Origin of the sequence: Coleofasciculus sp. G2-EDA-02 (assembly GCF_040226375.1) — a bacterium.
GTDB lineage: Bacteria > Cyanobacteriota > Cyanobacteriia > Cyanobacteriales > Coleofasciculaceae > Coleofasciculus.
On the sequence record NZ_JAVKEW010000023.1, the window covers coordinates 46,001 to 70,721 of the forward strand.

Genomic DNA, 24,721 nt, shown 5'->3' on the forward strand with positions numbered 1-24,721 from the left:
AAGAATTGCTAGGAATATGGGATAAAATATTTATATATGTCGTCCCATTCTCACTAAAATCAAGTATCCAATCACTCTGATCATATAAAAAAAGGATTTTATCCCAGTAATAGAACTAAAGCCTTGCTCTCTTGAACGCATATTTACAGCAACTTCCCGTACACTAAGACCCCGTTCAAGGGCTACAGCCAATGAAATCGGTTCGGGAAAATCATGGGGGTATTCAGTGCTGAATAATTGAATTACTTTTCTATCCATCATCCTTAATCCACTGGTGGGATCTGTGATTTTATACTGAAAAAGCCATTGAATTACTCCGCTAATAATTCTAATTCCTATTCGGCGTTTCCAGGTTGATTTAAATTCTTTTTTCCTTAAAAAGCGAGAACCAATAATTAAGTTAGCGGGTGAATTCAGGTAGCTTTCTATTAAACAGTAAACTTGGCTAGGAGGATGTTGACCGTCGCCATCAACCTGAACACAAAGTTCATAATTGTGTTGTAGAGCATATTTTATCCCTGTTTGTACAGCACCACCAATTCCTAAGTTAGTTAATAGCTTCACACAGGGAGACAACTGACTCGCTACCGCATAAGTATTATCTTGAGAACCATCATCAATAACCAGGGTATCGTAGCCAAGATTTAATTTTTGGATTTCACGGAGGAGCTTACCTACATTATTTCCTTCGTTGTAACAGGGAATAATTAAGATCGTACTCGGATGGGTCATGGTTACACTTATAATTATTGTACAGAGGTGCCGTGGCACATCTCTACATTGATTTTCACCGCTAACGGTAGTTACACCAATCGACGCTCTAGAATGAACTAGAGGACAACAACTGATGCCAATAATTCTTGAGCAAAAGCCAATAGATAAACAAAACTCTGCGGGGTAAGTTCTCCATCTTGGTGCGGGGTGTTCCTAACACCGCTCGAATCCCTTGTAACCAGAGTCCAGATCCCATTTTTAGCTTCTGTAAAAAAAAGAGTTGAATCAGCTTGCGGCGACGGTGTTTTAACTCCTCCCATCCTCGTCTTCCCTGGGGACTAAAGCTGGTTAAGGTTTCTGAATCATCCAGTTCAATTTTATTTTGACGATGTAATTGACTCCCGGCTAAAGGGGCGACAATAAAGATAGCTACCTCGTCGAGTCCAGCCTGAACCATTGCCCGTAAATAATTACAAGATAATTCATAATCAGCTACCGTCTCGGCGGGATGACCCACTAAAAGACAGGCTTGAGTATAAATTCCATGACGATGGCAGGCTTCAATTAAAGCTAAACCATGAGCATGGTTAAAGGGTTTACCAATTGCTTTGAGGACAGCCGGACTACCGGATTCAGGGCTAATGGAAATGTAACGACATCCAGCTTGAGCATAAAGGGGAATTTGCTCTAATTTTACGGTTTCCGCTTTGGTTCCACTGACAAAATGGAAAAATATCCCGGCTTGGCGTTCAATCAGGAGTTGACATATTTGATTCCATCGCGCAGGTTTGACGGTTGGGTTGAGATCCTCAACTTGGAAATGGCGGACATTAAATCGATCGCGCAGCACGATCATTTCTGTCACTACTTCCTCAGCCGTGCGATCGCGCCATTGCTGGTTATTGGTTTCGGGAACCACGCAGAAGTCACACGGATAGGGACAACCCCGTGATGTGAGTATCGGGAGGAAGCGTCTGGTTTTCGGTCCATGGGAATAGGGAATCGACCAATAATTATTTAAATGGAATAAATCCCAGGCGGGAATCGGATAGGTGGGATGCTTTTCCACGTTTCGCCGCAAGGTATGACTAGGGGGTGGATTTGACACCAGCACGTTTTCTGGAACCGGAACCGTTTGGCGATCCTGTAAGTAGGCGCTAATTTCATGCCAATTCCAGTAGATTTCACCACACACAAGTGCATCCACACCCGCATTAAAGAAGTCCTCAGCCAATTGAGAAACTGCATAAGCGGTAACGGCTTGGGAATTTTCCAATACCGCGATCGCACTTTGAGGGTGAGATTGGCGCAAGTCCCGAATAATCGCCAGAATTTCCTGATGAGACATGACTGAAATCGCGTAAATTATTACTAGATCGGCTGGCTCAATCTCAGGAGTATCAAGAAACTTCGTGAAAGGCTCACCTTGCAGGTAATGATCGCGCCGGGATTCTAGGGTAGTAGGCGAACTCCCAAACAAGTCAATGACACAGATATGATGTCCTTGTTCCCTCAAAAATGCTGCCACAACTGCCAATTCTAGGGGCATATAGGGGACTCCAGAACCCAAGAAATCCCCTTTTTGTACCGCCAGTCGTGGAGAAATTAACGTGATTTTCATATTAATCAAGGACTGGATAATGACTGGTTCTTTCCCGTTCCTGTTTCCAGCTATACTCTTGCTGTCCGGTTATTTGCTGAATCAGCCATTGAGCCGCACCGTAGCCAATATCCATCGCATCTAACGTGCCAATATAGTTAAAGGAACCTTGACGACCGATGGTACGAAAATTAGAGAAGTGATCCAGTTGATTAAGAATCTCGTCTAAGACAGGCTCAAACCCTGACTTATAGACAGGATAGGACGAAGGGAGGCGGATGACCCGTTGATCGAGTATGGAAAATCCCGTATAACCCATATCTTTTAACCCCTGCTTAACTAGGGCAATTAAGTCACTGTCACAACGTTGACTCATGGCTCTACTTTTTGAACCCATCACCTCACAACAAATAATACTACCCCCTGGAGTCATCTGTGGATCAAAGGATTCCTGTTCGCTGAGTCGATGAAACACGATGTTTGGATCGGGAACAAACACCCAAGACTCGTCTAACAAGCTCGGTTGGTCTATCTTTAAAAATACCAGGATCAGGTCGTTGAGCTGAATAATCTCCTGCATCCGAGCCGTTGTCGTTGGCTCAAGCGCATCACCCATGAGTTCGGTGAGTTTGAGGAGGGGGAGTGTAGACACCACCCAGTCATCTGGGTTCACCGGAAACTGTTGAACCGATCCGGTGACGCGATCGCGATAACGAATCCTTCGGATGGTATTATTTTCCACAGTAAGGTGACACACTTCCTGATTCAGCCGATACTCACCTTGGTGGCTGGTTTGAGTCGCGATCGCTTGCCACAGTTTTTGCAGTCCGCCTTTAGGATAGCGAAATTCTAAGGCTTCAAAATTACTCGATTGGCTAATTTTTAGCGATCGCTTAACCAATTCCGTTAGGGATGGGGTTTGCACTCGTCCCTGAGACAGTTTGACATCTAATTGGGCTGGATCATCCCATAGTTTTAGCGCAATCGGTTTGAACAAGGCGTCATAGAGTTTTGTCCCTACCCGCCCCTGCAAATCAGCTTCAAAGGTTAGGGGACGCTTCTTGTTAACCACAGAACCAATCTGAGCCAATCCATAGTCCCAAACCATTGCCGAAAATGAGGCTAACCCATACACCTGAATTAGTGAAAACGGTGAGGGGGGATAAGGTAGAAAGTAACCGCCCATAAAAATACTACTTTTCTTGGGGCGAGTCAACCAATCTTCAGGAGACAAAAGGCGTTCGACTCGCTTCATCAAGTCTTGATTAAGCGTAAAAATTTTATGGGGACCTAAGTCATGAAAGCCGTTTCCTGACCAATGAATGGTTTGGGCGAGTCCTCCCAAACTCGACCCCCGTTCAAGCAGAACAAAAGAGGCGTTGCTATCTTGGGTTAAACCGTGAGCTAGGGCTAGCCCAGCAGGTCCACCGCCGAGGATATAAACTGTCATGGTTTAACTCGCGCCAGAGCCGTGGTTTGACTGGCATAATAAGGGAGCGGAATCTGTTGAATAAACCGGGGGGTGAGTTGTTTCAACATCTGGCTCAAGGGAATTTTATATAGGATTGCCATATCTTCCAAATAGCCAAATTGTAACGTTTGCCAATAGGGTTGAAAATGGAACACCTGAAAACCCGTGCGTTGGCAAATCGTATTGAGAGTTTGGCGGGTAAAGTGATGCAGATGGACGGAAATAATCCACCAAAATCGACGACCTGCTAATTTTGCCTGCCAAGTGCCAATATCGGGATAATTAATCAGCAGAATTCCTCCTAGTTTGAGTAATGTTTGAATTTGCTCAAGTGCAGCTTTTGGATGGGTCAGATGTTCGATCACATCCCAAAGGCATACTAGGTCAAATGATGCCGATTCAAAGGGATGATTGTCCAGAGTTCCCTGTTCTATCTTCAGTCCGCGTTTTCTCCCTTGTTCGACTAAAAACTGTGAGGGTTCTAATCCCACAGCATTGTAACCAAACCGTTGAGCGGCTTCCAAGAACGCTCCCCCAGCCGTACCAATATCCAGAACCGTTGCGCCTTTTGCCGGAATCCGAGAACCCAGGGATAATAAGGTTCGATAAAAGCTTTCGACGCGCATCGGATACTGACTATCATGTCCCGATTCTTCAGATAGCAAATACCCTTGTAAAATAACCGGATCAGGAAAACGGGGAGTTTCATAAATCATGCCACAGTTTTCACATTCAACCAGCCGTTGAGTCCCCGGAACACCTGAGGCGGCGCCGTAAAGTTTCTGGGGATCTTGAATATCTATCCAGGGTTCATACTTAACCTTGTTTTGATTGGAGTCACAAACCGGACAGAGAACTTCAATTTTCATACCTTATGATTTGTTCTGGTTCAGTCAACTTGGCTAACGTCTTTGGCGATAACATCTCTATTTCTGAGAAGGTGGCGGGGTAAATTGCCACGAAATAGGCATTTCTGGGTCTGGGGTTCCCGCAAATCCCATATTAATCGGATAAACATCGACCTGATAACGTTCTGAGCAAGGAAGCAGCGTGAATGACTGATCTGGACTAACAGTTGTTGCCATTCTTTTTCCCGTTGAGGGACAACTTGCGGCAACTATATAACGTTGGTTATGGATTTTTATGACTTGTTTTTGATGGTTATAGCTGTTAACCTTTAAGGAACAGATAAGACTCTGGCAATTCTCCTCTAACTCTATCTTTTTTATGTGCATTTTTTCAAAGTTCCAAAACCCTGTATAGTGAACGATTATTTGTCCATAGACTACAGATATTAATATAGGTAGAATACACACATAGACTAAACGTTGAGGAAAAAAGCGACGACTTGAAGGTAAAAGAGTTGGGTAAAAGTGCCATGGTCCTGCTACTAATGCCAGACACCAGGTTACTAACATCATGTTGCGAACCACCCCATATTTTAAATGCGGACTGCCAAACAGCGGACTTCCCAGATAGGCAACTGTTAAGATTAATCCAGTAATTAAAGGAATTACAAAACTTCCTTTTTTTAGTAGAGTTTTAATATTTTTTTTATATCCAGAAAAGATTAATAGAGTAAAAATGGTTGGTATGGCATAGATTAAAAATGGTACTTGTAATAAAAAAGGCATTTTAAAAACATCAAATTTAAACCCAAAAATCAATGGGTTTATTTCGTAGTTTTGATTAAAACTAAAAAAGTTTGGATCGATAAAGACTTGAACAAATTTAACGGGGAAAACATCCGGGTAAGTTTTATACATTTCTTTTAAAACAGGATGATTATCTCTCAATCCAAAATAGAGTAGGGTTATCGCTTTTTGATGAGTAATAATTTGGCTGGTTAAAAAAGTTACTAAGGAGGATAAACCTAAAACAATACTATATTTGATTAGCTGCAAATAATTAACCCTAGACTTTATTTTTTGTAGTGTTGCTATAGGAGACATCAGCGCTAACAATAATAACCAAGTTCCTATACCTAATAGTAAAGCAATTCCTTCAAATGAACGAATTTGCACTAGGAGTCCTAGGGAAAAACCCAAAAGACTAAACCCAAATAATAGTTTTCTATAATGTCGTTTTTTATAGCTGTCTTCAATATAAAAAATTAATAGCATACAAGACATGCCCATCAGCGTAGCTGGGAAATGAGACCAAGGAATATCTGAAAACGATACAAAGTTACTTGAAAATATTACAGTTAGAGTGTAAATAAAAGCAATTAAGTTTGCCGTTTTAATTTTTGAATTTATAGATAAAGTTCCATAGGTTTCTTTTGCTTGATTTAAGGCATAATACATTAAAAAATTAGCTGAAAAAAAAAGACTAAAGTCGTTAAGATAAATGAGAAGCGATTAAGTAAGACTAGAGAATTTTTTGGATCTGTCGAAAAAAGCTTCGTTACAAGAACGCCTAAAGTTATATAGCCAGATCCCACAAGACCATTTTCTATTGAACCCGACGCTTTTCCTGCCAAAACGTCTTGAAGTGCCTTTAAAAAAACACTTTGATCCCACCAACTCAGTTGCACAATCTCTCCTTGACCAGAATCAGGTAGGATTAGGACAATTAGCAAAAGTAATACGGCAAAAACTAATGTAGTATTGATTTTCATTGCTTTAACCCGATTTTATCGAATTTTACAGATATTTGACTACAATCTGCAAATTATAGGGATTGTCCGAATTTTCTGGAAACATAAGAGCTTTTATAATTTATAACGTAGTCCAATAGCTCTCAATTAGTATGTTTGAGGAGGAACAACATCCATGGGAATTAATGGATGATTGGTGTTTTTATCATTAAACCAAGCTACATCCTCTTGAACCATAGTTAGAATAAGTTGATATTTTCCAGGAGTTGGAGGTGTACGGACAATTGCATTTACGGCAAAGAAATCTTCGGGTGAAACATCCCAAGGTAAACTTGTGCGATCGCCATCTCCATCAAACTCAGCTAACTTGCCATTAACATCTATCCAACGATAAGAGAAATTCGTTTTATGCTTACCTTCTTGAGTCCATATAAAATTACTTTTGTTTTCAACTAAAGCTACTATTTTTATAGATGAGCTTGTATAAACAGGATTTGAGGGAATATCGAGAACAGTTATACCATGAGAAAATAATTTTTTGAGTGGAAATTGAATTGTAGCAGAGGTGAACTTGTTTGAAAAACTGGTAATTTCTTGTACAGCATACTTGGGAATCAGACTATCATTTTTTTTTCCTACATTGGGAGAGATCATACAAAGTCTTCCTTGAATATTTTTACTAGCTATATCAAGCCAATGTAAAATCCTTGCTGTATCCATCGGTTCAGTAGTCGTTCCATAGTTTGGTGGCTGATTCCCAGAGTAGCCATTAACAACTGGTACATTAGCTTCAATACCAGCCCACATTGCTGTTAACTGATCTGCCCAAAAAGGTCTTGCCGGATTCAACGATACATAGGCAAAATCGCAGTTAGTCTGCATTAAGTCCCGAAGTTCTGCAACTTCTTCTATCCAGGGAGCTTTTTCATAGTTAGGTAGGTTTAAAACAATTTGCTCTGACACGCTGACAAGGCAAATAACACTTACTATCAGCAAACGCAAATATTTGCTATTTACTAATGCCTTTAAAAGAGAATCTGCATTTAATAAAACTGCAATAAATAAATAAAAATAAGCAATAGTCCATATTCGACTCACTGCTCTAATAACAGAAGATCCAGGTACAACTTCATAAATAATTCGCCATAAAGATAATCCAAAAGGTAAACGTAATGAAAAACAGAATATTATAATAAAAACAATCAGACAGATTTTAATTATTTTATATGTTTGAATAGTTAATAAAGACTTTAACCGGAGGATTGTGTATATAGATAGTCCAGTCAAAATAATCAATGTCAAGCCGGCGAATAAATGATGTTCATGTTGCATGGGTAAATCACGGGAAACCCAACCTAGCAAGGATGACCACAGACTACCTGGTGGAACAGAAAACCAGGAAGAAAGTCGTGGAATCATTGTATCTACATCTGAATAAGATCTTCCTCCTAAAACTAACTTGGCTTTCAAATAAGGGAATAAGGTAAAAACTGTTAATGCTAACCAGCCCAAAGTAATGCCAATAGCTTGTTTATGACTCTTTTTCCAGTAAGTTATAAAACGATGTCTGGCTTCGGATTCTAGTTTATAAGCTATGCCCAAAAATATGGGTAAGCTAAACATTAAAAACCATCCTAAATAAATCCCCGACAGAATTTGTAAATAAGTGAGTAAGAGTAGTAAAGCCAGCCGTTTTGAGGTCGGCTTTTTCATAAAATTTAATGCGGTTAGGAAAACCAAAGGCGTAAAAAACTGGGGAAGTAACTGCTGATGCCCAATTTTGACAATTCGAGGCATACTGAAGGCAAATAGGAAACCCCCTAAAGCACTGAGTCCATGACCTACGTTGAATTTTTGCATCAGGAAAGCAAAACTAACAAAATTAGCAATACAGACGGCAATCATCCATAACTGGAATGCAATATCTGATGAAAAAAATGCTCTAAATAGCCAATATATGGGGGCTGAACCAAAAAGATTTTCAGAAAAAGCCAATACTTCTTTGTATGGAAAAAAGAATGTGGGTGACCATACATCCCCACTATAGTCACTGTTAACTAGCAGTTGAAAAGAATGCTCTAAAAAATAATTATTAAGTCTTGTGTCTCCCGGGTCAGTTTGCATCAACGAAAAGCCACTGACAAGCGTCGGCTGGAATGCTATCCAAACTCCTATGCCACATAAAACAATGTATGGAAATAATGATTGTAACTTGAAAAAATAGTTTTTCATAAAAATCAAGATAACTTTCTCTACGCAAGAAATTGTCAATAAGATGTAATCTCTGCAAATGACTTATTAAATAAGTTAATCACCTTCCCAAATTATTTCACCAATAGGTTATACTTTATAATGCAATAAATAGCCCATATACCATCTCTCCATCCTATTTTTTTCCCTTCCTTATAGGTACGACCATAATAGGATATGCCAACTTCGTAAATACGACAATTCATTTTCGCCACCTTTGCCGTTATTTCGGGTTCAAAGCCAAATCGATTTTCTTGGATTTTGATGGATTGAACAATCTCTCGTCGAAATGCCTTATAGCAAGTTTCCATATCGCTTAAATTGATATTCGTGAGCATATTCGACAAGGTGGTTAGAAACTTGTTGCCTACCATGTGCCAATAATACACGACTCGGTGAGGTCTACCTCCTTGAAAGCGTGAGCCAAAAACGACATCGGCTTTATCCTTAAGGATAGGATCGATCATGAGCGGATATTCGTGAGGATCGTATTCTAAATCAGCATCTTGAACAATTACAATGTCTCCCGTTGCAGCGGCAAATCCGCTCCGTAAAGCGGCTCCTTTGCCTTGATTTTTTCGATGGTAAATGACACGATTAACCTGATCTTCTAGTCTTGATTGTAGGAGTTCTCGTGTACCGTCTTTTGAACAGTCGTCAACTATGATAATTTCAACATCTCTCATGGGAGATGCTTTTACTGCTTCAACCACTTGACCAATCGTTCCTATTTCGTTATAGCAAGGTATGATAACGGATAGTTTCATTTTAAAATAGTTACTCCTTTTTCGTTACAGTACAGAAATTATTCATTCCAAACTGGAAATATTTGTGTTGAAAATTTTGGAATCCAATTTCACCTATCAATATTTTTTCAAGAGACTTGCGAGTATAGTATCTTTTATGATCTCTGATTTCTGCTTCACTGACTATCTTTAGTCGATAAGCTAAAAACTCTAGTATAGGTTGAGACCAGATAGATGGAACTGTAATTATAAGCTTACCTCTAGGAACAAGTATTCGATAAATTTCTTGTAAAATTTCCTTTTCATATTCAATATGTTCCAAAACGGCAAGCATTGTAATTATATCAAAACTTGAATTATCAAAAGGCAAATAATTATTAAGTTTTAGTTGCTTTGTTGTAATATTGCCAGATTGATAAACCTGAACTTTAAAATCTACACCTACTCCATATTTTATATGACTAGATATAGACCTTAAAAAAGTAGCTGATACACCACAACCAACATCTAGTAGAATAGAATTTCGAGGAATATGGGGTTTCACTCTTCTTAATCTCATCCATCGCAGCAGTGGTTCTAATAAAGGTTCTTTTATTTTTTTCATTGCTTGAATCCTATTTTTTTATTTTAAATAACTAATTGATTTACCGCTATAGTGAAAATCAATAAAATGAAAATAAAAATACCAACTCATTCATAGATCTCTAAATAGCTAATTCTAAACAGTAGTCCTTTCCCTGTCAATTCTTCTAATCTTTCTACAATCCAACTATGGCATGATACGACATTACATCTAGTGTCGAAAATTATTATGCCAACTATAAAGCTATATGCCATTTGGTTCGGTACAGTTTATTAATTTTAGTTATAGCAGTCATTTTTAGGAATTATACTTAAATAATCACAATCTATCTTAGACCAAACATAGTGGCTTTTCACAAAGCGTTGCCCTTGTAATCCCAACTGATAGCTGACGGAGTTTTGAATCATGCCTAAAGCCACGATAAATTCATCTTTATTCTTATACCAAAGTCCCCCTTGCGCCCGCCTACACTGTCCGACTAAAACATCACATCGCCCATTAACTAAAACCGGCTTACCTACCGCCCAAGCTTCCAACAAAACCAGAGAAAGACTTTCATAAGGCGATGGCATGACTAGAATATCACAAGCCGCGATCGCATCCCACTTGGTTTGCTCATCCACAAACCCCAAGGCGAGGATATCGGGATGCTGGGGAATCGGCATAGCTGGCTTTCCTAGTAAGACTAACTTTCTGGGTTTTGTTTCCTGCGATCGCAACTCCATGAAATAACCAAACAACTCCTCGCATCCCTTAGACGGATCGATTCTGCCAATATACAACAAAAATGGCTCATCAATCTTATAGTTGTGCCGAAACGCTGCTGCACTATAAACATCGGGGGGTTCTACCGCCACTCCCACAATTGGTCCTTCACACTTAGCATTGGGAAAGCGTGCTTGTATCAAATCCCGTTCTTCTGGCGTATTGAAGATAAACCCACGGGGTTTTTCAAATAACCTGTCCCACATACTCAGATATAGCGTCCACTCATTATGAGCTAAAGGCGCTAAATACGCTTTTTGAGCCACCCAGGGTAAGATAAAATAAGTCGTCGCATATAAATACGTGAAAAAGATAAACGCATCATACTCATCTTGATACGCTTTAACATAGTTTATCAGGTCAGGTGACCAGGGTCCTTGAGCTTGCATCCAAGCTTCCTGCTCCTTTAGCGAGACGGTTTTGAGCCGAGAATAAATGTTATCAGATAACCTATTGAAACTAGCGATATCTCTAGGTTTTGCTACCGGAAAACGCCGCACGTTTACACCCAAAACTTCTGACACTCCTGGTGAGTAGTAATTCTGCCAAGTCATATAGTCCAAAGCACAAGTTGTTAGGATTTCTAAATCCCAATACTGAGACATCCTTTGGGCAATCTGAAGACAGAGGGATTCTGCACCCCCATTAACCTCCAATCCGCAACGTTGAACAACAAAGGCAACTTTAGGCATTATTCTAGCTGGTCTTCAGGATAACTTCGATATAAAAAAGCAGGCTTTTTCTTCCCGGCTTTTTGCTGGTTGAGCGCCCGCACAAAAATATATTGTCCCAAATCCAGTTCTCGATGTTTCAAAAAACTTTTTAATTGTGCGACTGAGCCGTAATGATTGGCAGAATTTTCATGAACATCAGCCGTAAACATTGAGTCTATTGTAAACCCCATATAATTAAGTAACAAATACAACTCGTGCTTATTATATTCGCGATTGTGTCTGCCATAATAACCATAACCTGAATAGGGGTCATAAATATTAGCGCCAGCAATCATTTTACTGACATTTTCCAAGCGACTGACATTGGGAGTTGTCAATATTAGCACCCCATTGGGTTTTAATACTCGTTTTATTTCCTGGATGACGGCGACAGGATCTATGAGTAAGTGTTCGATGATTTCACAGAATAAAACAGCGTCAAATTCGCCATCTTTAAAGGGAAATTTATCACATTCTATATTAAAGTGAAATGATTTAAATTCTGTTGAACATTCTTTGCCCATGTGAAAATCTTTGTAGTTTACTTTTTGAACAATGTAATCTGTGATATGAGAACCAAAATAGTTGGCTAAGACTAATTCGAGTTGAGTAAATCTTTTGAGCAGCAGAGTGGTGAAATAGGGGTTAGCGCCTAATTCTAAGCACTTACCCGATACATCCCTGACTAACCCGTAGGTATAGACAAATCGTCGAAAATCTTGCTCGCAGTAATTCGCCATTTCTTGAGGAGGAGCATCAGCGACTAAAACCGACCTTAAATAATCCCGGAGTTCTGCTTCACTCACTCCTTCAGGTAGGGGTAATTCGGGGTTCAAAGGAAATAATTTATTTGGTGCACCATTCAATTTTATTTTAAGTTTATCTTTGATTTTTTTTCCATATCGAATAATTTTATTCATTTTTTTGCTTTAAAAGTTTTCTAGGTTTGTACATAGATTGAGGATGTTTTGATTAACTATAGCCTGTAGGAAACTATCTCGTCTTTTTTGTTGAGCGTTGAGTACAGTCTTTCGCAATCTCCAATCTTTGACCAGTAACTTGGCTAAAGCAGCAACCTGAACCAGATCATCCTTGGTGGTAAACAGAATGCCGGCTTCGCCCAATGTTTCCGGGACAGCACTACTTTTATATGCCAAAACCGGAACATCAAACCACATGGCTTCCACTAATGGCACACCAAACCCTTCATGTTCACTCATCGACCAGAATAGGTGTGCCGTTCGGTAAAAGGCTAACAATTGAGTCTCACTAACTAACCCTGAAACTACAACATAATCGTTTAAACCGAGTTCTTGTATTCTATCCAGAAGGTGACAGTAATACGGATCATTGGCATCTCCCCATCCAGCCAGAATTAGCCTCGCCTGTTGATCCATCGTCAGGTAATGGTAGAATGATTCTACCAGATGAGTCTGGCATTTATTGGGGGTAATACGACCCACAAAAAGTAAATTGGATTTGCCATCCTGTAATTGCTCCATCAACGTAGCATCGGCAGGCATATCCCATTTGCTTGGGTTTACGGCGATGGGTAAAACTCCGGGTTGATGAAACCCAACTGCTGCGAGTTCCGCTGCATTATAGGCAGAATCACCTACGGATAAGGGAAAGGATTGAGCCAATTGCTTTAGTTCAGCACGTCCTTTTTCCAGCAGTTGTGCAAATTCGGGTCTATAGGGGCGAAAAAACTCCGCTGGCGTGATATTATGATAGATTAAGCACTTAGAACCCGGATGCGCGATCGCATAGTCGGTGAGTTCTGAGCCAATCGAATGGTGGTAGATGATCCCAGCTTGCTCACTAATGTCATTTGGCTTAAATAATTTGGCTTCATGGGCAACTCGCTCATCAATATAGCGGACAAAAATATCGGATTGATAACCACAGCGACGCAGATAATCTCGAATAGTTAATGCATGATTTGAGATGGCATCCCCGTATGCTAAATTAGGTAGAAGTTGATGGATTTCCTTTAGCTTTCCGCGTCTTGTCGGCTGTAGATGCTGTTTGACGGGTGTATGGGTTTCGCTGCAGGTAACCGAGCTTTTGTCAGGGTTCACCCAACCCTTCACAACCTTCGAGAACAAGCTCCATGTAGGGAAACATCTGGTGAGATTCTTCACTCCGCTATCGCTGGGTTCAAAATGACAGACTCTCACCGGGCGAAGTGTAGATAATCCCAGAGCGACTTGATAACGTTCAATCACTTTATCCCATACAGCATTTTCTTTGGCATAAGCTTGACCCCTAGTCCCATAGCTTAACAATTCTTCCTCTGCCATTTGATCAACTTTGGCAAATAATTCTGCCCATTCTCCCTCACTCCCCGCTAACCAACCCCCTTGACTGACTTCCACCGCCATCGCTGTGGCTAAACAGTCTCTATTCGCCGCCACAGGTTTCCCGTAAAACCAGGCTTCCATGATTACACGGGAGAAGCTTTCATTACGGCTGGGTTGAAATAATCCGATACAGTGGGTGAGTAATGCGGCTTTTTCCGGCTCATCCACTACACCCAAATCAATCACACCTTGTTCTGAGTGATCAAATGATTGATTACCTGAACCAGCCAGGACTAATTTTAGGAGCGAATTCGGATAATTCTGTTTGAATCTGAGATAAGACTTGACTAAAAAATGCGTGTTTTTCGTGGGATCACGACGCCCTAAGCAAAGAATAAAGCGTTCTGGGTATTCTTTGTCTTTCCTATTGGTTAAAGGCTCATCCTGACTAACTTCTATCCCTTCCCCAACGACTACATTTTTGGGAATAATCCCGGCACCGTATAACCGTCTCGCCAGTTGAGCCTCACCGTCGCTATTGAATAATAAACCCTTTACCTGATGAAAAATAGTCGCAATTTCTGGCAGATAAGCATAAACCTCATCATGTAAACAGGGCTGCAAAAACGCTTTACTGGACACAATAGGCAGTCCGTTTAAAATTATTCCATAAAGATAAGGAATAAATAGAAACCCTTGATAGCTTTGGGATTTTCTGGACAAATAATTCAGCAACTTGGGGGAATTAATATTTTCCGAGGCGAAAATAGCTGATTCCCCAGATTTAACCGGATTAACCCCTGGTTTAAGGTAGCAAGGGGGTAAACTTAGCATAACGCGATTAACCTGATCAAACGCTGCGCGATCGCGACGGCTCACCGGAAACCGCCGAATGAGTAACCCAGACTCCCGACTAATTCCTGCTTTAAGATGGTTCACAGCCCAGTCATCATGAAAGGAACGACAGCAGGTGGTTAGCACTTCAATTTTATGACCCCGACGCGCCAAACGGGTAGCTATTTGCCACGCTTGTTGCTCGGCTCCTCCTGTTAAATTCTTACCAAACCAAGGTGTTACGATAGCCAGGGGTTTCATGGTTTGTACCCAATCACTGCATAATCTTGTGAACCATAGAAATACTCATTAAAACGTTCTGCCACTTGAGAACCACTCAGTTCAAACGATTCGTCATAAGGATGGAGGTTGATAATGTCTACTTGTGCCAATCCGCCGTGTTCTAGCATAAATTTCACCAAAGCACTCGGTAAGGGTTTGAGATGACTGGGATCAAGGTAGAAATTATGCGTTCCCACTAAAACATTTTGAGGATTTGGGGTTTCAAAGAGGACTAACCCTCCTGACTTTAATACTCTTACACTTTCCTCAATCACATTCATTAATACAGGAAAAGGTAAATGCTCAATCAAGTGAAACCCTGTCACCGCACCCAGGCTACCATCAGGTTGAGATTGTAGATAAGTTAATGCATCCCCTTCGATAACATCAAGCTCTCTAGTTTTACACTGATCCAGCATAATCTGATTAATATCTAAACCCTGTGCCACATATCCCGCATCTCGCAGCAACTCTAACCATTCCCCACGCCCACATCCTATATCCAAAATCGGCGAGTCTTGGCTGCCAATTTTAGCTTCAGCCATTCGGGGTAGGTAAACCTTTAATCGATCCAGAATTTCCTCTCGACTCCCACGAAACTGGTCTTCAAATGCGACATAAAACGCATCGAATAACCCTTTCTCTTCATTGACCAAAGCTTGCAATTGATCTGGATTAAAAGGTTCATGCAACCGAATCTTTGCCTCATCTAAAAAGGAGTTGATCAGTTGTTTGTGTCGATTCAAATCATTCTGGAGATAAGTACAGTTTTGGATATTAGTATTGAGTTGAGCGTGAAAATCAGCGACTTGCTCACTCAACTGTTGATTCAGCGCTAGAGACTCTCTCAAGGCTTGAATTAACGATAAATTTACGGCACGTTGCTCCTTAAACAGAAAGGCATACATTTTTAATATAAACCCCTGTAATCGTCTGCTGAGGGTAAAGGGAAAACGATTAAATTTTTCCGGAAATTCGGTGCGAACTTGAGACTTAGATTCAGCGTTATTCAGTAATGCTTGTATTTGGTGAATAAGTAAAGGATTGATGCATTTTTTCGGCGGATAATTTGTGCCAACATATTTTTCTTTTCCCAACGGTTGATTCTGGCGTCTTGCCACCTCCTCCCGGACTTTTTCCATTAATTCATCAACATCAATTTCTGGGTTGCTGGCTTCAATCATACTCACTAATCAGGGAAGGAACTCGAGTAATTTTTGGGTTGACGATTTAAGCTTAGGGGGTCAGACAAAAGACGGCATCAGCTTTGACTTGGACATCGGCTTGCAAATCGACGACGCCTTCACAATGATTCCCATTGCTCACTTCAAACACAACTAAATCATCAATCCAGTCATAACTCAACCCTTCTTGGGAATGAACCCCTACGGTTACGGTATAAATCCCCTTATGTAAGTTACAGGGAAGTTGAAATTCTACAGTCAACTTTTGTCCCCTGTCAAGCTGGGGTAATTGACAGTTCAATCCTTGAGTATTCGTGCCATAGATAACCAACCCCATTAAGTTTCTAATGGAAATACCGATCACCAGATCAGACAGCTTTGCATTAACGGCTAACTTCACCTGAATCTTAAACAGAGAACCCGTTTCTATTGTCTCTACTTGGCGGTTATAGATATTGATAATCTTAACCTCATTGATTACTGCGATTTGATTCCCATGTCTATGTTCGTGTAATCCAGGTAAGGTGCGGTTTAATGAAGTTTCCGGTTGGCAATCATTGAACTCCAGCCTTTCTCTAGGCGAAAGAATCTCTTGATAATTGCGGGGGTTGTCTGAACTCAATAGCGCCGTATAATGATTAATAACTTCTTTGGGCTGACCCACATCAATGATTGAACCATAATTCATCAAGGCAGCACGAGTACAAAGCATTTTAACGCTGGCTGAATCGTGGGAAACAAAAAGAATGGTGACGCCTTGCTCTTTAAGCTGGCGAATTCGTTTCATACAACGCGCTTGGAAACGGGCATCACCAACAGCTAAGGCTTCGTCTACGATTAATATCGTGGGATCAATATTTGCTACCACAGCAAAGGCTAGGCGAACCACCATGCCACTAGAATAGGTTTTGACCGGTTGATCTAGAAAATCACCGATATCAGCAAAAGCCGCAATGCTATCAAACTTTGCTGCTATTTCTTCCCGACTTAAGCCGAGAATTTGACCATTAAAAAAGACATTTTGTCGTCCGGTAAACTCGGGGTTGAACCCACTTCCGAGTTCCAGCAAAGCGGAAACTAGACCATTAACCCACACATCACCTGTCGTTGGTGTCAGCGTTCCAGCTATGATCTGTAGCAGGGTACTTTTCCCTGAACCATTTTGCCCCACAATGCCCAGAGTCTCCCCTGGGGCAACTTCCAGGTTAATATCACGCAATGCCCAAAACTCTTGGGCGCGGCTCTTTCCTGGCAGTACTATTTCTTTGAGTCTATCGAGGGGACGGTCATAGCGCTTATAGCACTTGGAGACATTTGTCAATGAAATCGCTATCTCACTCATCACACCAGTACGGTTTTAGCAACCTCTAGAGGACATCAGCTCACGCTAATCGCGTCGCTGTTCAATTCACACACCACACTAAAACAGTATCAAATAAACTTACCTAGCGCACCTCGCTAAGTCTTTGGAGCATGTCAGAACACAAAATGTTCTTGGAGGTTGGGTAGAGCGTAAGCGTTACCCAGCCGACAAAGGTAATATGCTCCTATGGTCTTGCCATTACTGACCCCGGCTTACCCTGTGCAGTTCCAACATCTTTAGGAATTACCATAGATTCTGCTTAGGGTTATTGGCATCCTCGATAAGCATTTGGGCAGTGCCTCCACCCTTGATATACCGTAGGGTGGGCATTGCCCACCAGCATACCAGTCAGTACCATTCTACTTTGGGTAATACCAAATCCGGGTTAGCCACCCCCTTTATAAGCTAGTCCGCGCAGGCGGACGCAAGGCAAGTGTAGCTGCGACTTCTAGTCGCCAGGGCAAAAAAGGGGTTCTTTTTGAAAAAAGGCTGAGCCAATTATCTCTCTTAAAGTTATCTGGTATCCTGCAAAACCTTGTTTAACTGAATACCCAAAGGTCTTTTATCTAAACTAACTCCCAAATTTATCGGTGTGAAGCACCGTGATGTTTTAATTTGCAGTGAAATATTAGAACCTGTTTTTAATTGAGAAATATTCAATCTTTCCTGATACTCACCTGGAGAGTCAATCAGACGTTGGTCGTAAGCAATCCTTTGACCTTCTTGTTCTAAATTGAAATCAATGGTCAGAGGACGCCTTTGAGCATCGGCATGATGGACAATATAATTGAGCATGAGATAATTTCCAGTGACTGTATAGGTTTCTTTAAACAGACCGCTAGTCTGGTGATCGCTGTATTCAGCAGGTTTGTAACAGAAAAACTGTGATTGGAAAGGAAGTTTACCATAGCTAGTTTTTACTTCATAAATCGCTCCGACGACTAGGGCTGTTGTCATTGCTATAAGGAAATAACACCAAGCTTTAGGCAACGGTATAAGCCGGATTGTCGGGGAAATTGATTTTTCGGGTTGTTCATCTACATTTGATGATCCTATCAAGATAAACAGTAAGAAAAGCAGGTTAGGTATCAACAGGGAATGACCATAGATATTTCCCGAAAATAGTCCCACTATCAGTACTGTGATAATTTCCGTGGATCGATTTCTTAGGTACAGACCTTGGCAAAGAAATAAAGAACAAAAAACAACGAACCCAACCAGACCCGTTTCTACGAGAATTTGCAGAAAATAGTTATGGGCATTTTCTCCATTATATGTCGCAAAGAAATCAGACTTGCTAAACTCAGCAATTGAACTTTGGCGATAAAAAATGCCTTTACCTAAACCCACAATGGGATAGTGGCTATACATTAACAGATTGGAACGAAATATTTCTGGTCGCTGACTTAGAGCAGTGTTGAAGTCTTCAAACGATTGAGATTGTAACACTGAATAAAGTCGGCTGAATAAGCCTCTGTTATCCCAGTGAATACTTAAATAAGCTGTTCCTAAAACCAGAATAAACCCCAAGAAAACTGTTGTCAGTTTACCTCGGTTTTTAGTCCGTAAAACAAAAAACAAATAACTAATAACGACAATACCTAACATGACGATCGCAAAGCGAGAAGCACTAACAACGACTCCAGCAACCGCCAGTAATGAAAAAGCCCCGGCTATCCATTTAATCAGGACATTAGTGCTGCTCAAATAATAGAGTCCCCCCATAACAGCGGCTAGGGCAAATCCTCCATAAGCGTGAATATCGGGGAGAAAGCTGTTGACACCCAGCGCGACACCGTCTCGGTTGTAGCCAAGTCCCGTTAACTTTGACCACAGCGCATAACCTAAGATGATAGTTGTCGCGATAGCCAGAGGTATTAAGAGGCTTTGTTTTAACTGTGACGGAGTGCGGATTAGGTTGAGTAACCTGATGCTGAGTGTAATCGCAGCGGTAAAAATAACTAAGTCTCTGAGCGGAAAATAGTCATCATGAAAGCTGAGGTAGCGGATATTAGCAAGATTGTATAAAAATCCTTTAACAGAGTAGGGAGATACAGACTGATAGAGATTGCGAGATATAGCGATCGCGACTGTTATAATGATAACAAGGTGAAAAGCAATTAGCAATAATTCAAGTATCCTAGCTTGATCCCAGTCTGTATTCCGATCAATTTTTAATCGCTTGGTAAAAACATATAGAATAAATAGCCCGAATAAAACCCCAATCACACAATCTAGGCTCAAACTATCTGCCATGGGAATGGCAATATTAAATAGGGCTTGAGTTTGATGAAAAACACCGGCTGTAAAGGGAAGTAAAAATACTAAAATACCGATACCATAAAGAGGATGAACCACCGTTGATATTAATATGCCTAAAAATAGGACTACATTAAGCCAAGGTAATGCGTTATGAGCGTTTAAAGAAACTTGGATAATGAAGCAACTAATCAGAAAAATCGTTGAAGCGAAAAAGTGAAGTTTTATTACTTTAGTCATCAGCGAATATACATTGAAATTAAGTATTATATATTACCGATTTCCTGTTCCATTACTGACTGTTTACAGACAGGGTAATCTTCCAGAACAGTAATACAATGTTGAGCGGTTTTCCAGAGACACTCAGGAGGTAAGCTAGCCGTAGTCGCGTCTAAGAGAGTCGCGATCGCTTTTTGCTGGGATAAGGGTGCTGGTGGTTGACTGGAAACTGCTAAAATTTTGGGGTGAGCGGTGGGTATGACTTGTTCTGTAGCACAGACTAAAGATTCATGTAATTTCTCGCCGGGACGCAATCCGGTAATCTTAATTGGGATATCCAGTTCTGGAATGAAACCCGCTAACTGGATCATTTGTTGTGCCAGGTCTAAGATTTTCACCGGTTGACCCATATCCAAAATTAGGGTTTGACCGGATTGTCCCACAGCAAGGCTTTGGATGACCAGTTGAGAGGCTTCGGGAGTGGTCATGAAATAACGGGTCATATTGGCATCAGTGACGGTAACAGGACCGCCTCTGGCAATTTGTGCCTGGAAAATGGGAATAACACTACCACGACTTCCCAAAACGTTGCCAAAGCGCACCACAAGAAAGCGGGTTTGGCTTTTGGCGGCGCACGCTTTAACCAGGAGTTCAGCTAAGCGCTTGCTTAAGCCCATAAAGTTACAGGGATCAACAGCTTTGTCGGTAGAAATGAGGACAAAGGTATCTACACCCTGTTGTTCCGCCAGTTGTGCCAGGTGAGCCGACGCTAGAGCATTGTTTTCCAGGGCTTCAGTGGGGTTATGCTGCATTAAGGGGACATGTTTATGAGCCGCCGCATGGAAGACAATTTGAGGTTGCCAGGTTTGGAAAATGGTCTGGATACGACGTTGATGGCGGATATCGGCAATGATTGGTGTCGCTTTCAGGTTAGGGAAGTCGCGGCGTAGTTCTTGCTCAATGTTGAAAATACTATTTTCCCCGCGTCCGAGTAATAGCAGGTGGTGGGGTTCGAGACGGGCAATCTGGCGACAGATTTCTGAGCCAATCGTACCGCCTGCACCCGTAACCAGAACCGTGCGCTGATAGACTTGCGATCGCGCTGAGGGAAATTGGTGATTAAATTCATTGGCAAAGTCCAGTTTAATCTCTGGGCGTCCCAGGATATCCTGAATTTGGATGGGTCTAGCTTGGGGGGTTAGGGAGCGATCGCACAACAGTTCTGCCTGTCCCGGTAATACTTTCAGCTTCAAGGCGCTACCCTGGGCGAGATCCACCAATTTACGGATTTGGGATGCCTTAGCCGAGGGCATAGAAATTAGCACTTCATCGGCGTTGAGGCGTTGGGCAATGGGTACAAGTTGGGATGTCGCACCGAGAACGGGTATACCCTCCACTTTACGTCCCATCTTCGTCGGATCATCATCCAGAAAGCCAAGAATTTCTAAGTTAAGCTGGCGATTTTGGTTGACTTCCTGGACAATTTGTGATCCCGCCCGCCCCGCACCGACTAATATTACCCGCTGGGGCTCTTTAGGTGAAGCCGTGCGATCGCGTGGGTGGTAAAGGACAAATCGACGACGGGCGTAGCGCAGGGCAATCATCCCCATCACACAAAAACTCCAGTCAATCACAGCCACACCCAAGGGAATTCCCGAAAAGGAGCTAAAACGGGGAATCAGTAAGCGAGTGATGACTAGAAGTAGTAAGGAATATAGGGTGATGGACTGACAAAGGGTGGTGGCATCTTTCAGTCCAAACAGACGCCAGACTTGCCTGTACAGACCAAACGTGGCGTGAAACAGCAAACGCCCTGGAATCGCCAAGAGGGGAAGCATCCAAGCCAGGGTTTGGTGAGAAGCGGGAATATGACCGTCAAAACGGAACCAGAAAGCAAGGCTACAAGCTGACCAAGCTACAAATCCATCGAGTCCGAGTTGTCCCAATCGATATGCGGAAGGAAAGAGCCTTTTTTGGGGCATGAACGGCACCTCTAAGGCAATACTGGCTGCAACAACATAGGATACATTGGCTTTAACGTCCTGGCTAGGATCACTTTTGTTCCCAATCGACCAGAATGTCAGTCGCTCAAAACGTTCGTAGTGGGAACTTTAGTTCCCTAAGCGTAGCTACTTTTTCTGGGAGAACTCATCCTTAAGGCGTCTGGCTTGATCGCGGATAATGGCAGCAAGGATGGCAACCATGAAACTAGCGATCGCAGCCAGTACAGCAATTTGTACTAGGGAGCGAGTCGGTTCGACTTTGGATTCGCTTAAGAGTTGGATAGAAATGATTTGAGAGGTAAACTCAGCTAGATTCTCCTGAGCCGGTTCGAGATACTGTTTGTCAAATTCTAGGGCGGCGATGTGAGCTAGAACTCCTGCTCGTTGTGTCTCTAGCGCCTCCAGCCTGAGAGTGGTTCTAATCCGTTCGGGATCGATACCATTGGAGTCACGAACTTGAGCAATTTGTTGTTCGAGCTGTTCGAGAACCTGTTGCTGTTTGCTGATTTCCAACTCGATGCTGAAGAGACTATTCGCGATCGCTTGACCCAATGTGGCTTGAAACTCCTGCTGGAGAAGGGTAGAGACTTGGGTGCCAGCTTCAGTGATAAAACGGGTATCTGGCGATCGCACGGTGATGTCAATCTGCTGGGTTTCGGCGTTATAGTTGGGTTGGACCTCAGTTTCGTCGATTTTGTCGTAGTGATTCTCCAATAGTTTCACCGTTTGGTTACTGGCTTGCTGGATATCAACGCCAGGGATACCGGACACGGAGATAGGAACCGGGGTGACTGACAGGGTGAGCTGTTTCTGGTATTGTTTGGGCATTAGTAGGGAGAGAGCGATCGCGATCGCTGAGAGTCCCAAAGTTCCCCATGCCATAAACCTCCAGTTGCGGCGGAAAAACTGAATAATATCGAGTAAGGAAATTTCATCTTCATCCTCAATGGTTCTCAGTTCTGTGTTTTGCATCAATTTTGTTTACCTCCTACACCAATGATCATGACCACAACTAGCATACAGCGACGAGCTGTAGCACCATGAGATTGAATTCAATAGTGGATATCAATCCAACCTTTCTAGACTTAACTGGGAAAATCAGCAACCCTAGTATCATTGTTGATGTGGTGGGTTGGGGGTATGGGGTTCTACTAGCGTGACCCAGCTAAAATCGTAGAATAGGTTGTAGGTTGGGTTGGCGCATGTTACCCAACAGAATTTAGGGCTAAAGCTCTTACTACTGGCGTGACCAAGTTGACCCATAAGAAGGCTTTGCGTCCCTACGGTTTCCAGGCGTAAGGTTAATCCCTCAAATCTAGATCAGGCAAGCCAATGGAAGAACTACTAGAGTTGAAAGGTTTACTCCTCAAAGGTGATATTTCTGGGGCATTAGTCATTGTTGAAGAATTGGAGGAAATGAGCAGAGACGACAAAATCAATAATATTCGTAGCGACGCCAAGATTTTGCTCCTCCATTTAATCAAACAACAAGCTGAAGACCGCACTACCCGCTCTTGGGATGTCTCTATTCGGAATTGTACCCTAGAGATACAGAGCAAAAATAAACGACGCAAAGCAGGCGGTTATTATCTTAAACCGGAGGAATTGCGCCTCGCCCTAGAAGAAGCCTATGAACAAGCCCTCAATGGCGCATCTCTCGAAGTCGCTGAAGGACTTTATGCTCCAGAAACGTTAGGGAACATGATTGACCGCAACAGTATTATTGATAGCGCCATGACCCTCATTTTACCTAACTCAGACCCATCGAATTAGGTTGTATGCCCTACAGTTAATTTACCCTCGAAAATCTTCAACCAGACTTGGGCATTACAATTCAAGAACGGCTTGGACTTTTTGCCACCGTGCCAGAATGGGTAGGGGCGGGTTTAGTTACATCTGGGTCATTGGAAAGGATAGTCGTAAAACCCGCCCCTACAGACGGTTGGATCACCCGCCCTCTCCTTTACGATCTAGCTCCTCCTTTACTAAGGAAAACATGAGGTTCGTAGTAGGAACTAAAGTTCGGCGCCAGCTTACACGAGCTACTTTTCTGGGGAAAACTCATGGTGGAGACGTCTGGCTTGATTGCTGATAATCGCAGCGAGGATGGCAACCATGAAACTGGCGATCGCATCCAGTACTATTATTTGTACTAGGGAGCGGTTCTAATCTGTTGGGGATCGATGCTGTTGGGGTCGCGAACTTGAGCAATTGGTTGGTTTAACGGTTCGAGAATCTGTTGCGGCTGGTTGATTTCCAGCTTGATGCGGCATAGACTATGAGCGATCGCGTGACCTAATGGGGCTGGAAAGTCCTGCTGGAGGAGGGTAGAGACTTAGGAGGCGGCTTAAGCGATAAAACGGGTATCGGGCGATCGCACGGTGATGTTGATTTGCTGCGTTTGGGTGTTATAGTTTGGTTTAACCTCAATCTCGTAGATTTTGTCGTAATGATTCTTCAACAGTTTCACCGTTTTATGACTGGCTTGATAGATATCGATACCAGGGATACCGGAGACGGAGATGGGAACTGGGGTGACTGACAGGGTGACCTGTTTCTGGTATTGTTTGGGTTGGAGTAGGGAGAGGGCGATCGCGATTAAACTTAAGTTTGTTAAACCGATAAATTTCCATCTTCCGCTGACAAAACCGAACAACGTCTACCAGGAACATTTCATCGTCCTCCTGGATTAGCCTATTTTCTGGAGTTAGCACAAAAAATTGATTTTATGTTCGCATTTTAATAAAACTCTGTTTTTAGATGTAGAATACAGCTCTATATAAATGGATTTGGCAATTTTTAGCTAAAACCATTCAGCAGTTTCGAGGTTGAC

The 24,721-nt window shown here is 42.1% G+C and carries 19 protein-coding genes; 1 reads left to right on the plus strand and 18 read right to left on the minus strand.

Annotated elements, in window-relative coordinates; translation table 11 throughout:
* Positions 1–30: 30 nt before the first annotated feature.
* The 17 genes from RLO19_RS02145 to RLO19_RS02225 form a co-directional block, all read right to left on the minus strand.
* The gene (locus RLO19_RS02145; RefSeq protein ID WP_446353423.1) at positions 31–732 is read right to left on the minus strand and encodes a glycosyltransferase family 2 protein; all 702 of its coding nucleotides are present in this window, start codon (positions 730–732) and stop codon (positions 31–33) included.
* An 88-nt stretch (positions 733–820) separates the two neighbouring features.
* A complete protein-coding gene (locus RLO19_RS02150) occupies positions 821–2,335 on the minus strand; it encodes a B12-binding domain-containing radical SAM protein (protein ID WP_446353425.1) in 1,515 nt (504 codons plus the stop codon).
* A 1-nt stretch (position 2,336) separates the two neighbouring features.
* Complete coding sequence (locus RLO19_RS02155; protein ID WP_446353427.1) at positions 2,337–3,764, minus strand: protoporphyrinogen/coproporphyrinogen oxidase; 1,428 nt, start codon at positions 3,762–3,764, stop codon at positions 2,337–2,339.
* Positions 3,761–4,654, minus strand: coding sequence for a class I SAM-dependent methyltransferase (locus RLO19_RS02160; RefSeq protein WP_446353428.1), 894 nt, complete (start codon positions 4,652–4,654; stop codon positions 3,761–3,763). The genes RLO19_RS02155 and RLO19_RS02160 overlap by 4 nt, the downstream gene beginning before the upstream one ends.
* Before the next feature lie 57 nt (positions 4,655–4,711).
* Complete coding sequence (locus RLO19_RS02165) at positions 4,712–6,091, minus strand: hypothetical protein (RefSeq protein WP_446353430.1); 1,380 nt, start codon at positions 6,089–6,091, stop codon at positions 4,712–4,714.
* Entirely contained in the window at positions 6,091–6,405 is a 315-nt protein-coding gene (locus tag RLO19_RS02170) for a hypothetical protein (protein WP_446353431.1), read from the minus strand. The genes RLO19_RS02165 and RLO19_RS02170 overlap by 1 nt, the downstream gene beginning before the upstream one ends.
* A gap of 126 nt (positions 6,406–6,531) precedes the next feature.
* Positions 6,532–8,616: a hypothetical protein gene (locus tag RLO19_RS02175; RefSeq protein ID WP_446353432.1), complete on the minus strand. Its 2,085-nt coding sequence runs from the start codon at positions 8,614–8,616 to the stop codon at positions 6,532–6,534.
* 92 nt (positions 8,617–8,708) lie between these two features.
* Entirely contained in the window at positions 8,709–9,401 is a 693-nt protein-coding gene (locus RLO19_RS02180; RefSeq protein WP_446353434.1) for a glycosyltransferase family 2 protein, read from the minus strand.
* 10 nt (positions 9,402–9,411) lie between these two features.
* Complete coding sequence (locus RLO19_RS02185; RefSeq protein WP_446353436.1) at positions 9,412–9,984, minus strand: class I SAM-dependent methyltransferase; 573 nt, start codon at positions 9,982–9,984, stop codon at positions 9,412–9,414.
* 257 nt (positions 9,985–10,241) lie between these two features.
* A complete protein-coding gene (locus tag RLO19_RS02190) occupies positions 10,242–11,420 on the minus strand; it encodes a glycosyltransferase family 4 protein (protein WP_446353438.1) in 1,179 nt (392 codons plus the stop codon).
* Positions 11,420–12,361: a class I SAM-dependent methyltransferase gene (locus tag RLO19_RS02195; RefSeq protein WP_446353440.1), complete on the minus strand. Its 942-nt coding sequence runs from the start codon at positions 12,359–12,361 to the stop codon at positions 11,420–11,422. The genes RLO19_RS02190 and RLO19_RS02195 overlap by 1 nt, the downstream gene beginning before the upstream one ends.
* 9 nt (positions 12,362–12,370) lie before the next feature.
* A complete protein-coding gene (locus RLO19_RS02200; protein WP_446353442.1) occupies positions 12,371–14,839 on the minus strand; it encodes a glycosyltransferase family 4 protein in 2,469 nt (822 codons plus the stop codon).
* On the minus strand, positions 14,836–16,044 hold the full coding sequence (locus RLO19_RS02205) for a class I SAM-dependent methyltransferase (protein ID WP_446353649.1): 1,209 nt from the start codon (positions 16,042–16,044) through the stop codon (positions 14,836–14,838). The genes RLO19_RS02200 and RLO19_RS02205 overlap by 4 nt, the downstream gene beginning before the upstream one ends.
* Before the next feature lie 52 nt (positions 16,045–16,096).
* Positions 16,097–17,386, minus strand: a complete 1,290-nt coding sequence (locus RLO19_RS02210) for an ABC transporter ATP-binding protein (RefSeq protein ID WP_446353443.1) — start codon at positions 17,384–17,386, stop codon at positions 16,097–16,099.
* 534 nt (positions 17,387–17,920) lie between these two features.
* Positions 17,921–19,906, minus strand: a complete 1,986-nt coding sequence (locus RLO19_RS02215; protein ID WP_446353445.1) for an O-antigen ligase family protein — start codon at positions 19,904–19,906, stop codon at positions 17,921–17,923.
* 26 nt (positions 19,907–19,932) lie between these two features.
* On the minus strand, positions 19,933–21,867 hold the full coding sequence (locus tag RLO19_RS02220; RefSeq protein ID WP_446353447.1) for a polysaccharide biosynthesis protein: 1,935 nt from the start codon (positions 21,865–21,867) through the stop codon (positions 19,933–19,935).
* A gap of 147 nt (positions 21,868–22,014) precedes the next feature.
* The gene (locus tag RLO19_RS02225) at positions 22,015–22,860 is read right to left on the minus strand and encodes a hypothetical protein (protein WP_446353449.1); all 846 of its coding nucleotides are present in this window, start codon (positions 22,858–22,860) and stop codon (positions 22,015–22,017) included.
* Between the two features lie 360 nt (positions 22,861–23,220).
* Here RLO19_RS02225 and RLO19_RS02230 point away from each other — a divergent pair, with 360 nt between their 5' ends.
* Positions 23,221–23,661 (plus strand): DUF29 family protein, encoded by a 441-nt coding sequence (locus RLO19_RS02230; protein WP_446353451.1) that lies wholly within the window; start codon positions 23,221–23,223, stop codon positions 23,659–23,661.
* A 574-nt stretch (positions 23,662–24,235) separates the two neighbouring features.
* On the opposite strand, the gene RLO19_RS02235 is transcribed toward RLO19_RS02230, so the two are convergent.
* Complete coding sequence (locus tag RLO19_RS02235; protein ID WP_446353453.1) at positions 24,236–24,544, minus strand: hypothetical protein; 309 nt, start codon at positions 24,542–24,544, stop codon at positions 24,236–24,238.
* Positions 24,545–24,721: the final 177 nt, after the last annotated feature.